The organism is Stieleria varia (assembly GCF_038443385.1).
GTDB classification, from domain to species: Bacteria; Planctomycetota; Planctomycetia; order Pirellulales; family Pirellulaceae; genus Stieleria; species Stieleria varia.
This window is the reverse complement of the sequence record NZ_CP151726.1, coordinates 405,002-417,402: the sequence shown is the minus strand read 5'-3', so window position 1 is coordinate 417,402 and position 12,401 is coordinate 405,002. Positions and strand designations below refer to the sequence as shown.

13 protein-coding genes are annotated in these 12,401 nt (G+C 58.0%); 3 read left to right on the top strand and 10 right to left on the bottom strand.

All coding sequences use genetic code 11. From position 1 onward, the window contains the following. Positions 1 to 9: 9 nt before the first annotated feature. Together Pla52nx_RS01600 and Pla52nx_RS01595 are read left to right on the top strand one after the other, a co-directional pair. Entirely contained in the window at positions 10 to 705 is a 696-nt protein-coding gene (locus tag Pla52nx_RS01600) for a class I SAM-dependent methyltransferase (protein ID WP_146517809.1), read from the top strand. 42 nt (positions 706 to 747) lie between these two features. Further along, positions 748 to 924, top strand: coding sequence for a hypothetical protein (locus Pla52nx_RS01595; protein WP_197454163.1), 177 nt, complete (start codon positions 748 to 750; stop codon positions 922 to 924). A gap of 29 nt (positions 925 to 953) precedes the next feature. Here Pla52nx_RS01595 and Pla52nx_RS01590 read toward each other — a convergent pair whose 3' ends face one another. The 6 genes from Pla52nx_RS01590 to Pla52nx_RS01565 form a co-directional block, all read right to left on the bottom strand. Then, the gene (locus tag Pla52nx_RS01590; protein ID WP_231741572.1) at positions 954 to 1,226 is read right to left on the bottom strand and encodes a transposase; all 273 of its coding nucleotides are present in this window, start codon (positions 1,224 to 1,226) and stop codon (positions 954 to 956) included. Between the two features lie 160 nt (positions 1,227 to 1,386). Further along, a complete protein-coding gene (locus Pla52nx_RS01585) occupies positions 1,387 to 2,589 on the bottom strand; it encodes a molybdopterin molybdotransferase MoeA (RefSeq protein ID WP_146517807.1) in 1,203 nt (400 codons plus the stop codon). Between the two features lie 152 nt (positions 2,590 to 2,741). Continuing rightward, the gene (locus tag Pla52nx_RS01580) at positions 2,742 to 5,012 is read right to left on the bottom strand and encodes a tetratricopeptide repeat protein (RefSeq protein ID WP_146517806.1); all 2,271 of its coding nucleotides are present in this window, start codon (positions 5,010 to 5,012) and stop codon (positions 2,742 to 2,744) included. 152 nt (positions 5,013 to 5,164) lie between these two features. After that, positions 5,165 to 5,611, bottom strand: a complete 447-nt coding sequence (locus Pla52nx_RS01575) for a biopolymer transporter ExbD (RefSeq protein WP_146517805.1) — start codon at positions 5,609 to 5,611, stop codon at positions 5,165 to 5,167. 190 nt (positions 5,612 to 5,801) lie between these two features. Then, entirely contained in the window at positions 5,802 to 7,226 is a 1,425-nt protein-coding gene (locus Pla52nx_RS01570; RefSeq protein ID WP_231741571.1) for a hypothetical protein, read from the bottom strand. Continuing rightward, the gene (locus tag Pla52nx_RS01565) at positions 7,198 to 7,977 is read right to left on the bottom strand and encodes a penicillin-binding protein activator LpoB (protein WP_146517804.1); all 780 of its coding nucleotides are present in this window, start codon (positions 7,975 to 7,977) and stop codon (positions 7,198 to 7,200) included. The genes Pla52nx_RS01570 and Pla52nx_RS01565 overlap by 29 nt, the downstream gene beginning before the upstream one ends. A gap of 482 nt (positions 7,978 to 8,459) precedes the next feature. On the opposite strand from Pla52nx_RS01565, the gene Pla52nx_RS01560 reads away from it, so the two are divergent. After that, on the top strand, positions 8,460 to 8,885 hold the full coding sequence (locus tag Pla52nx_RS01560; RefSeq protein ID WP_231741569.1) for a hypothetical protein: 426 nt from the start codon (positions 8,460 to 8,462) through the stop codon (positions 8,883 to 8,885). A gap of 44 nt (positions 8,886 to 8,929) precedes the next feature. Here Pla52nx_RS01560 and Pla52nx_RS01555 read toward each other — a convergent pair whose 3' ends face one another. From Pla52nx_RS01555 to Pla52nx_RS01540, 4 genes are read right to left on the bottom strand one after another with little or no spacing between them, the layout of a single operon-like run. Continuing rightward, positions 8,930 to 10,102, bottom strand: coding sequence for a hypothetical protein (locus tag Pla52nx_RS01555; RefSeq protein WP_146517803.1), 1,173 nt, complete (start codon positions 10,100 to 10,102; stop codon positions 8,930 to 8,932). Next, positions 10,099 to 10,596: an ExbD/TolR family protein gene (locus Pla52nx_RS01550; protein ID WP_146517802.1), complete on the bottom strand. Its 498-nt coding sequence runs from the start codon at positions 10,594 to 10,596 to the stop codon at positions 10,099 to 10,101. The genes Pla52nx_RS01555 and Pla52nx_RS01550 overlap by 4 nt, the downstream gene beginning before the upstream one ends. After that, on the bottom strand, positions 10,593 to 11,453 hold the full coding sequence (locus Pla52nx_RS01545; RefSeq protein WP_146517801.1) for a MotA/TolQ/ExbB proton channel family protein: 861 nt from the start codon (positions 11,451 to 11,453) through the stop codon (positions 10,593 to 10,595). Before Pla52nx_RS01545 ends, Pla52nx_RS01550 begins: the two co-directional genes overlap by 4 nt. A 31-nt stretch (positions 11,454 to 11,484) precedes the next feature. Then, entirely contained in the window at positions 11,485 to 12,396 is a 912-nt protein-coding gene (locus Pla52nx_RS01540) for a hypothetical protein (RefSeq protein ID WP_146517800.1), read from the bottom strand. Positions 12,397 to 12,401: the final 5 nt, after the last annotated feature.

Below are 12,401 nucleotides of genomic sequence, written 5' to 3'. Positions count from 1 at the left end.
ACAGACCACATGAACTCCTCCACCGACTCCGTATCCATGGAAGCCCTGGCCGCCGCCGCAAGTGAGCGTTTCGCTTGGAAATGGGAAACCACTCCGATCGCCGGACGCGACTTCCAGCTTGCGGTCGCCGCCGACCCCGACGGTATGTTGATCGATGCGTGCGAACGTCAAGACGCGGGCGAACAAGGAGTCATCGATCCGTTTTGGGCCACGACCTGGCGTGCCGCAAGCGGACTGGATCGTTATCTGGACCGAGTCGAACTTGCCGGTCACCGTGTTCTGGAACTCGGTTGCGGAACAGGACATGCCGGGATTGCCGCCGCCCTGCGAGGCGCCCAAGTGACCTTGACCGACGGCGTGGATGATCCACTGTTGCTGGTTCGCATGAGTGTGCGTCCGGTGGCCGAGCGATGCAGCGTGACACGATTGCGTTTCGGAGTGGATCAACTTGACGAAGAACGTTTTCCCCTGATCCTCGGCAGCGATGTAACGTACCTTCGTCAGCTTTGGCCGGAACTGTTGCAGTGCCTGGACGCGCATTTGGCGCCGGGAGGTGAAGTCCTGTTGAGTGATCCCTTTCGAATCATCGCGAATGAGTTTCGCGAGTGGATCAAGGACAAACCTTGGAGCTACAAAGAGCACAAGATCCAGCTCGATGATGACCCCGAGCACCCGATCCGAGTGATGCGATTGGCGGCGAAGTAAAAGTAGCCATCCTGCTCCGCAGGATGACGCCCGACGATTGACATGGAAATCTCAATCGATCGTGTCGAACAGTTGATTGGGCCGGTGGTACTGCCGGTAGTGGCTTCGTTTGAACCGCAGGGGCCGACGTCGTTTTTTGGATCACAATCCGCTTGGTCGCACTGCATCACGGCGGAGCGTGATGCCTACGTAGCCATCCCGACGCTTCGCTCGGGCTAGGCCAAACCGTTTCGGAACAAAAGGAGCAGTTAACACTTCGATCCAAGATCCTTTTGATAGTGAATCCATTCTCCCGGCTGTAGATTCGCTTTCGTGGGATTATTGGCAATGTAATTGCGAAAATGCTCGAATTGCTCAAGGCTTCGCACTAGATGATCAAATCCGTCTTGCATCCAAAGTCGGCCAGTTTGCTCAAGCAACGCATTGATACGACGAGCGGAAAATCGCTTCCAGGATTCACATTGGCGAAGCATTTCTTGATCATTGGGAAACGCGACCAGCAGGTGAGTATGATTAGGCATCACGACAGACTTCGGGAGAGAATCAGCAAGGCGAAAGGTGAGGAAGCAGACAACGCCTGCCTGACTCCAGTGAGGAAGTCGCCGTTCAAACACGGTGAAGTCTCTCGTTGGATCAAAAAAGTAGAGCTGTTTCACCGTCCGAACCTCGCTGACCCGCCCACTACCAACCAAAGTACGGCCACGGTCCTGGACCGATCGCATCGGGCGGAACGCAGACGTAGCCGTCGCTCTGGCCGAGTGAAACCAAGTCGCCGCTGCCTTGACTGGCGACGACTTCAGCCAAGCCGTCGTCCACCAACCGAACAAGCTTCATCCAGTGAAGCGGGATGCTGCGGTCACTTGGATTGACTAGCTTCACCAATGCGGATGGCGTCTTCCATTTCACTTGACCGCTGATCTTGGCCGCCAATGGCAACAAAAATCGATGACCGCAAACGGTTGCGCTGACGGGATTGCCGGGCAACCCCAGGACCAGTTTTCCGTCGCCCGTTACTGCTCCCAAAATCGGCTTGCCCGGCCGAATCGGCAGCCCATGAAATACGATCTCCGCACCAGCACTCACGACCGCGTCCGGCACATGGTCGTAATCGCCCATCGAAACTCCGCCGGTCAGGACCACCACATCGCTGTCGATCAAACTCTGTTGCATCTGCTGCGTCAACGCATCAGGATCATCCAGGCAATGCACCGATTGTGAAACCGTCATCCAGCGGTGCGGTCGGATCAGCGATTGCAACGCTGCCTGATTGCTGTTGCGTAATTGCCAAGGTTCAGGCTGCGTCTGCCGAAACTCACCGACCTCGTCACCCGTCGTGACGATTGCGATCCGAACGGGCTCGAAGACGATCGCTTCGAGGCAACCGAAATTCACTAGGGTTGCCCGCTGCGCAGCCGTGATCCTGGTTCCCGATTGCATCACCACGCTGCCGCCGGCTGCGTTCTCGCCGGCGCAACGGATGTTTTCTCCATCACTGACGCCACTCGCGTCACGCACGATCGTGACTTCGCTTTCCGACTCTTGGGTTTCCTCACGTTTGATCACCGCGTCGCAACCGACCGGCAGGATCGCGCCCGTAAAGATCCGAACAGCCGTGCCGAGACGCCACTGAGGTGGCGGCGACCCTGCCGAACTTTCTCCGCTGACAGGCAACGTCGGTGAGTCGTGCAAGTCCGCGCGAGAAATCGCGTATCCGTCCATCGCCGAAACATCAGCAGCAGGACTGTCGCGATCTGCAACGACATCTTGTGCGATCACGCGATCGGTCAGCTCGTCGGTCCGAATCGTTGCTTGGACGACCTGCAGACGACATGCCAAAGCATTGAGTGCGGACTCGGGACTGACGTACGAGAATCTTGGAGGCATGAGCGGAGAGAGATTTGAGGAAACAAGTACGTCAGGCTTTCCAGCCTGATAAGTACGTCAGGCTTTCTAGCCTGACACTCACGTAGAGTATGTCAGCCTGGAAAGGCTGACGTACAGTTTGTCTATATCAGCCTGAAAAGGCTGACGTACGTTTAGCGGATGCTCTGGTATTGTTCCAGCAGCTTTGAGTTCTTGGGTGGGCTGGTCAAGAGCACGTATTTTGCCCGGCGAACCGCTTCTGCTGATTTCCCCGTCGCCTGCAACAAAGCGATTGCGGACAGCTTGGCAACGTGCCACTCCACGCTGCCACGCGGAACACCGCTTGCAATCTGATCCCAAATCTTGATCGCCGCCCCTTTGGATGCCACCGACGCTTGCTCGGACAACAGCTTTGCTGCGCGACGACCGTCGCCCCCCGGTTGCGACGACTCGGCGAGCCATTGCTCGATCTCTCTCACCACCGTTGCTTCATCTCCCGACCAAAGCAGCGCCGTCCACGTCTGCCAACGATCACGACTCGGCCAAGCCACGAGCAACGATGCGACTCGCTTTCTCTCCGACGAATCCAGTTCGCCATCACGTAACAATCGCCAGCGAGCAAGTTCAATCAGTTGCTCACTCGCATCAGCAGGTGTCACCATTTCCTGCTGATGATCGCGAAAGGCAGCCACCTCGCCGATGAGTTTTGCATCTGCATCCGACAGCAGCCCGCCGACGGCCGGTTTCACAAACGGCCCTTCGTCCAACAGCAACGGTGAATACGACTGAAACAGTTCCTTTGCAACGGACGATTGTTCTGCCGCGGTTGACCACGCCGACGCGAACTGTGGAATCAATGAACTCGCCTGCGCAGCATCACTGCTCACCAGCAGCTTGACCCAACGATCCATCGCCGACTGGACTACGCCTGCTTTGGAATTCGCATTCAAAAACTCGGTTGCTGCCAACGCCGCTTCCGCCTCACGGCTTTGGCCATCCAACAGTTTCAGCAGCCACTGTTTGGCGGCATCCGAGGATTGGGATTCGGGCCACATCGTGATCAGATCACGCAGCGTCTGTTCGATCTTTTTCGGTGTGTCCTTGGCCGACTGCTGCGACAGCAAGACGGCCGCCTGCAGCATCAGTTGATCCGCTCCCTCAGACTGTGACTTGGATTTGGCGATGGACTGCAGCACGTCGATCGCGTCCTCCGATTGCTTTGCCGCAAGGTAGGCCGCAGCACTCTTGGTCGCCATCCGCAGGGCGCTCGGGCCATCGGATTCCGCATCGGCCGCCGCAGCGAGCAATTTCGCCGCTCGCAGTTCGTCACCGCGACGCAGCCAGTCTTCTCCTTGAGCGGCCAACACAGACGCGTTGCCCTGCATCGTCCGATCAGGAGCACCACGACCAGAAAACGAAACCGCGGTCGACTCGGCGCGTCGGCGTGCAAAGGCCCCCCCGCGTTGCTCAATGCTGTTCAGCCAAGGACCGATCCGATCCACTTCTTCACCGCCGACTGATCGCAACAAGACTTCCAATCGAACCAAGTCCAGTTCGATGCTCCGTGGTGCCGACTCAGGGTCGCTACCGTAAAAGCGATCCAATTGAGTTCGTGCACCGCTCACGTCGCCATTGGCAAGTGCCAGCCGGACTTGCAAAGCGACCATCTGGGGGGACAGGGTGCTGTCTGTGTCGCCGGCAATCTCATCCAACAACCGTTTGGCCTCCCTCAATTGACCGGCGCGAATCAATGCGTCGGCTTTCAACCGCTGGACTTCACGCCTCGCCAGCGTGTCGTTGGGCAGTCGTGACAACGTTTCGGTCGCTGTAGCGGCCGCTTGGTTGGCCGCATCAATGAAATCCAGGCTGCCGGGTTGAAAAATTTCAGATTGCATTAGCGCCAACGCGACCAACTCGATTTGCAACTCGTGATCCAAGCGCTGCCAGTCATCGACGATCGCACGCTGCTGCAAAGTCGGTTGTCCGCTGAGTGTTTCAGAAGCACTTGTTCGAATTTGTTGCAACAACTCCTCGACGTCCAAACGAATGGACGAACTCTGCCGTAAAATTTCGCTTTGTCGCTGCTGGCGGTCGACGGCGACCGATGCCATCACGATGGCGTGACGTACGGCGGCGATCCGGACTCGCTGAGCTTGTGAGAGCAGAAAAAAACGACGGCGGTGATCTGCGTAGCGAGTCAGCAAACCCAGCACAGGACGCTGGGCCGCGACGACTTGGTCCTGCGTGAATTCGCCACCACTTTGAAAGATCGCAATGGAAAGCTCACTTGCGTGAATCACCCACTTGGCCGCTTCGTCGCTCTGCAAGTCCAACCGGCTCAGCATCGAACGGCAAATCTGGTTGGCGACGTCAAACTGTCCCCGCTGGATCAACGCCGCCATCAAATCCGCGTCACGGTCATCGGTCGATCGAGAGACCGTCATCAACGGACGGACCGCCGCGGGTTGCTGTCCAACTGCTTGCGTGGCAAAAGACAGTGCACAAGACAGTGCAAAAGATATCGCAATCAGGCACGGCAATACCCAACCGACCCGCTCGCACCGCCGCGTCATCGTTTGGCTCCTGCTGGATTCGCTCATTCCGCTTTGGCCGCAAACAGAACACGATCTGCGCCCGCCAGCATTGCGATGTCGTACACACCGACGGCTTCGCCCATCGAGATCTGCGGTGCTGGGTCGACGATCACGGGTGGCTGGACTCCCAATGCGATGATGTCGGTCAAACGTTGTCTTAGCGTCGCCAAGTCCGCAACGGATTGTCCATTGAGTTGCAGAATCGTGATCCCGTCCTGGTGCAGAACCTTGACGACGATTTCGTCAAACACCTCCGTGGGAGGCTGGACGTCCGCGTTGGCTTGATTACCCGAAGGCGATGTCTGCGCGATCGGGCTGGGCAAATCAAACTCCGGCAGCTCAAAAGTGCTGGTCCAGACAAAGAACACCAGCAACAAGAAAACGACATCGATCATCGGCGTCATCTTGACTTCGAGCGTTTCGTCTTGATGCAGTGTGGGGCGTCGCACGGGTGCAGCAGGCCAGAGGAGAGAAAAAAGGCGATCGATCCGAAGCGAGTAGTCTACCGGCTCACCGCCGAACTCGCAAAAGCAGTGTAAGTCAGCCTTTTGTACGTCAGCCTTTCCAGGCTGACATCACGCGCACCTCAAACCTGAATCGGACAGCAGTGTCAGCCTAGAAAGGCTGACGTACAGGAGCCTAACGCTCGTCTTCACCGCACACGACAAAGAGATGCGGGCCTGGTGCGATCACAATCACATAGCGATTTCGTCCGTCAACGATCTCGGCGTCGACCACCTGAGGCAAAGCCATGGGGTGCCCCAAGTGATTCAGTTGCGTCAAGCCGATTTGGTGCTGCCCGGCTGGCAACTCGGCGCGTAGGACTTGGATTTCACGTGGCAGCAAGCCCCAGCAACGTGTGTCGGCGTGTTCGGTGCCACTCCAGGCGCTGGCGGCGGCGAATTGAAACAGGGAGGCTGCGTTGCCCTGCAGCCCGAGTCCTTTTCCGGCCCCCGCCACCGTGGCTTCTTTGGTCACCCGCCGTGCGACCGCTCGGGCGATCGTCCATGGCATCTCGGCCTCCACTTGTTCTCTCGCCAACTGAGCCACGTCGGTCAACGTTTGCGTGGCACCAAAAAGTTGCCCGTTGACGCTGACGCCCAGAGCGGTCAAGTCGTCCTGGGGGACATCCACTGCGGGGACTTTGACACTGGCGATGTTGGGCAACACAAACCCACCCTCGTCCTCTTCGGCGTCCTGCTGAACGGATTGCAGGATCGTGGATGCGATTTGCAGCGAAGCCGTTGTGGTGGGGGCGACGGTTTCGACCAATCGCGGACCACGTCCCACACAAGCGATGACATAGAGGACGCCGTGCCCCGGCGCGCTGTGAACGCCTTCGCTGGCGCGGCGGATGTCTTCGCCGATCGGTGCGAACTGGGGACTGGCGGCGCTGACCAACTGATACGCCGCGGCGGCATCGTCGTAGTCGCGGTGAGATGCTTCGCGAAGCACGCCGCGCATGTAAGGTGCCAAAGCAATCGGACGGTACAGTTCGTCGGCGTTCTCCAGCCCACGCTCACCCGCCTGACGAGCCAACTCGCTCTGTTTCATCGCTGCTTGCAAACAGTAGCTTTCCGCATCCGCGCCGTCTCCGGCCAAGGAGCACACGGCCAACAAAGCCCTGACCATGACTTCCTCATAACCCGCCGGTCGAAACGGACGTGCGGTGTCGTCGCTGACCAACGAGGCGGCTTCATGCAGCGGTGCGGCCGCTGGCAACGCGTCAAAGGATTCTCGCATCTGACGCAAACGCTGTTCGGCCGCTCGCGGATTTCCGTCCGCCAAATCGACGATCGCCAAGTCCAGTTGCGAGGCGTCTGACCAACGTCGATTCGACTCGATGACTTCGCCCAACGTCGCTCGGCTGGCCTGCAAGTCGCCGGCAAAGAACGCTTCACGGGCCACGTCGATCGATCGTGTCGGCGTCCGGCAACCACACAATGCAACACACAGCGCAACACTCCCTGCGACCAACAAATAGGTCGCATAGATTGGCGAGCATCGAATGTGATGGACGACGGACAACAAGGAATCAACCGTCCGCTTGATCAAACACTCCATAGTTCCACCACTTGCCGGCCCGAGTTTTGGAGTAACCCTTGCGGATCGTGGCAGACTCTTTCATAAAGTCGCCCGTGTGAATGTTGATCATCTCCAGGGTCAGCACGTAGTCCCGCTGGCTGGTCTTGTTCCGCTCGGTCGTCCCGCTCGTGATGGTCGCATAGAGCAAGTAATCGACGGGAGTGCCGTTTCTGCCCAAGACGTTGGCGAACATCATCCGGTTTTCGGGCAAGAAGAGCGAGTCGGGGCGCAGTCGTGTTTCCCGCAATCCGGCTTCCACCATCCGGCGACTGATCCCCCGGAACTCGGATTGCGAATTGATTTGACTGTCGATTCGCTCGTAAAGCTGGTCCTTGAAATCCACCAACTCCTCGGCGCTCTTGTTTTCGATGCCGATGAAGCAAACGGTGGCCGGGCCCGATGCCAGGGCGGTACCGACGACGGCATCCACCGGCATCCCCTCGTGGGCTTCAAACGCGACCGGCTGCACCGCAGGGGGGCAGCGTGAAAGCAATTTGGCGACCGATTCGTCCACCAACGGGTTCCAGGTCGCCGCTCCGGCGGCATGGCTGCCCACCAGATCCTTGTCCTGATGGGACAGCAGGTGTCCGTATTGCCTGCCAGCACATCCGGCGGTCATCAACAACGCGGCTGAGGGCAGTATTGTCGCCGCCGGCACTGCGATCGACAGGACCACGGACAATGTTGCCGTCAGCTTTGTCGAGGATCGCATTGTTTTACTGAATTTCATGAGCTACCAATCCCTTGTTCGAACAAGCAAAAAAATGCGTCTGACACGTGACGGATACACACTCAGCGGTAACATTCCTTCGGTATCCCGTCCGAAAACCGCGAGGAAATCGTCCTGGACGGCTTGCCGAGGACACCGGAGGTATCAAAATGTCGGCTCGTCGGGCCAGTCTGGTTTGTGTTTCCAATCAAGTCCGATCACTGCTCTCAGCGTCAGATGCGGCTGGGCAGTGATATTCCCGGCGATATTCCCGGCGATATTCCCAGAAGATTTCGCCGGTCTTTTTCACGACATTTTTCACGAAAACAAAATCCACCCGACTCCTCCCGCTCGGGTCAGCCCCAGTTAAACTTCCTGCGAACGCCTCATTCCGTTATCGACCATTCCGCCCGAGAGATTTGATTTTCCCTTGGCGGAACCACCATTGGGTCACAGAATTTGAGGCGTGAAATGCAAGCATTCCCTACAAGGTCATTGGCACCATGACAGTCGTCGTTGCTCAGAATCCCCTCACACCAGTTGTCGAGACCGAGTTCCTCGTCGGCGTTGCAGGTTCGTGCTCAGTGACCGCTCCGGCGGTCCCGTCGCCTCGCGCAATGGTCGACGACGATGACGATGATGACGACGGGGATGACGACGACGATTTCGATAGCGAAGGCGGCGACGACGGGATCGACGAAGGCTTCAATGACGGGTTGGACGACGAAGAAGACCTCGATGAGTTCGACGACATCGACGAAGATGACTTCGACGACGATTTTGATGATGACTTTGAAGAAGAAGTCGAGGACGACTACGAGATCGAGATCGACGACGAGATCAGCGACGAATTCGGGCTCAGCACCGGCAAAGACGACGAAGAGGAAGACCTCGATATCGACGATTTCGACGATTTCGAAAATCTGTGAGCAGCCGACACGCTGGATTCACCACCAGCGATTCCACTCGCAGATCACTGTCGGCTCGACTGCCGGGTTGCTGTTCTCGCTCGCCAATCCGTCACCACGTAGCTCATTCGTCCTTGAGCGTCCGACTGCAAACGTCCGGACGTCACGGCCAAGTCCGCCAGGGGAAGCTTGGCCTCCCGAGACGCCGATCGTTGCCCCTCCAAGATCACTCGATCGAGCCGCTGACTGAGCAGCAACCAAATCTGAAACTGCTGCTTTTCCTCATCCGTCATGCTGAACTCGCGTGCAAGTGTCGCGCGAGCAATGTCGACGACGCGAGCATTGGGCGTTAGCGAACGCGAGGAATATCCTACCAGACTGCCGTCCACTCGGACTCGCGTAGGATGATACAGCGAACCACTGAACCGGTAATTCCTTTCCCCGTTTCCGGCGACGAGCAGCAAGTCACCCCGATCGATCAAACTCTGGATTGCTTGATCGTTTAATGCTTCCACCAGAAAGCCCGGCGCGATCATTCCTGATTTGTTCTCAAACGATGCGTTTCCTTGCATCCCTCCCGTCGCCAGTGCCTCCAACGAACTGGCCTCCAACGAACTGGCCTCCAACGAACTGGCCTCCAACGAACTGGGCATGGAGCCGCGGTTGGTCGACGAAGTGGCAACGCCGCGATCAGATGGACGCGAAACGATGTACTGCGGTGGTGTCGACACACTGTGCGATCTGGGACCGCTGGGCGATGCGTCCGCCAAGGTTGCCTGCACGGATCCGATTTGTGCTTGGTACTCGATGTTCCCGAGTTCGCTGCTGTCGGGTGGCATTAAGTTGGGAGGCATCATGTCCGGTTGCATTGATGTTTTTGGCGGCAGTGGGGCCGCGACGAGTTTCTCCGCCATCGCTGCCGCGTCTTTCGGCGGGTTCTGTTGGGCCGCTTTTTGCTGAGGCGGTTCTTGCTGGGGCAGCGGCTCGGGTGGCGATGGCTTTGAGATCGGCTCCGTGCTTTGCGGTGTCTGCGATGGCGGTGTCGTCTCGCTGGGCAGTTTCAACGCGACCTTGATTGGGGCCGGTTGCGATGTTTTCTTGATCGGCGTCTTTTTTTCAATCGCTTCCGATTTCTCAGGGTCTGTCGATCCAGCAGGACTCGGGCAGTAACTCATCAGCAGTCCCAAACCGACCGCGTGGATCAAGACCGAGATGATCATGTGACGAAGACGAATCATGGTTGCTGCTCCGCGAGTGTGACGAATGAAATGTCGGCGTCCTGTTTGGACGCCTCAGCCATCAAGGCGATGGAATGCTTGACCGGTGCGTTCTTGTCCGATGCGATCACGATGGATCTCTTGGCGGCAGAGCTTTCTTTGTCGACACCATTGCTGGTCTGATCGAGAACGTCTGCCCGATCGGGGGCCAACCTTGCTCGGATCTCCGTCAGTGAAACAATGGTGTCGTCGACCCGCAGCACACCCTCGGCATCGATGGTGACTTGCAGCGGCTCCACAATCTGTTGCTCCACAGCCGACGTCGGCTCGGCTTGTGTCTCCGTCAGCTCGATCGGCAACTCTGCGTATCGGGTCGACGAAACGGCCGCGTTGGTCGCTGCCAAGACAAGGAACAGCGCTCCCATGACGACCATCAAGTCGATCAGGTTGGTAAGGTCACAAATCGGCGCGTCGTCTTCTTCTGCGACCCCGCCAAACATCGCCTTTTTCGTCATGACAAATCCCCCATGGTCAAATCGGCTGCGGCCGCGTTCAGTAGCGGAGCCGCTACTGGCTTGCGAACTGACTGACTGCGAACTGACTGACGACCAACTTGCGGGCGTCCGACCTGCTGATGGACGACCGATGCGGGGCGGTGTGATGCGTCACGTGTGGCGTTTGCGTGTCCGTTCGGCTGGGTTTCCACTGCTTCACATACCACCGCCATCGGGTCTTCGCAGGCGACATGGTGATGCAACCAGTGATTCAGTTTCAGAATCGCCAGTTGGACTTGTTCTGCCATCTGTCCGTCGGTTCGACGTTGCGACATGAAGCCGACCAATGTGATCACCGTCGCAATGATGCCCAAGATCGTCGACGTCAACGAAGTGTAAAACCCACGCGTCAGACCCGCGATGTTCGTCGCATCCACTTCGAACACTTGCAAGGCATCAATGATCCCGACGAAGGTCAGCGCGAGGCCGAACAATGCCGCCGTGCGGATGATAAAGCTGGCCAAGTTCTTGCCGCCACCGAGGTGCGATTGCAGCGTAATCTGCACCGCTTCTTCTCGATGCTCACCGTATTCGGTGTCCAGCAAAACCGACAAACAATCGGCCAGCGGTGGACAGTACCGTCGCACATCGGCGAGCCAGTGTGCCCGAGGACGGAAACCATCCAACGGGTCTTTGAGGCAGTCCCGGCCGCCAAGTCTTTCCGCGTACGCGATCGCCTTGGCGGCCAGCTCATTCCCACTCGCCCGCTTGCGTCCCAAGCCACGAATGCTTTCGATGGACGCCAGCAGGATCGCCAGTGCAAAAACCGACTCGATACCCAACGCGGTCCACAGCAGAGGTTTCAATACCTCGTTCATCTCATCAACTCCATCGGGTTTGTATTGAACATCAATGGCTGGGTTGGCTATGGCTGGGTTGGAAATCAAGCTCAGATGCCATCGCGTCCAACTCGCGGAGCTTCTCGATCAACCGCTTCAGCATTGCACTGTCAACGCTCGTTCGTTGTCCGGCGTTCCCCGATTCAGTCTGACTGTGCTCGACGATCTTGTCGTTGTCGGCACGAGTGCTGTCCGCAGGTGCAACGTCGATCGGTGCTTGACCGCCATCAACAGAGGACTTGGCCGCCACATAAGGCAGCAAGGCTTGGCCGCTGCGGACGAACGACGGGGCATGGGCATCCGGTTCGCCATGGGGCGATGGCTCAATCCGTCGCAGCACTGGGTCCGACGTGGGACGCTGTGTTTCCGATGGGGTGCCCGCCCGTTCAGTCTCAGAGGACTCGCTTGGCCTGCGATTTCCCGACTCGCCCTTCCCGGGCTCACTCTGCATGGGCTCACTCTGCATGGGCTCACTCATCCCGATCTCATTCAACTGGCTCTGGCGTTTTGCTTCCGCCTGCGACAGCAACTCCTGCTCCACCTTCTTCAGTTCGGCGACGAACTTGGGATCCTGGATCAATCGCTTCAACTTGGTCAACGTGTCTTCACGCCGATCGTTCCACTTGCTCTGAATTTCGGGCGACTGACGAGACAGGTTCTCATAACGCGTCGTCGCCATGTCCAACAAGTCCTTGACCGAAACATCATCGATATCCGATGGCGACGGCTGTGACATCGTCGGCTGTGACATCGTCTCAGTTGAAATGCTTTCGTCGCTCGTCAGAACGTCCAATGGCACCGCGATGCCGTCTCCCAGTGGTGATGCGCCATCCGGCTCGACCGCGATCCCCGATCGCGTCAGGCAAGCAAACAACAGCGTGGTCGCAGCGACCACGCGAATTCGATTTCGATGCAAGTTCATTTTTG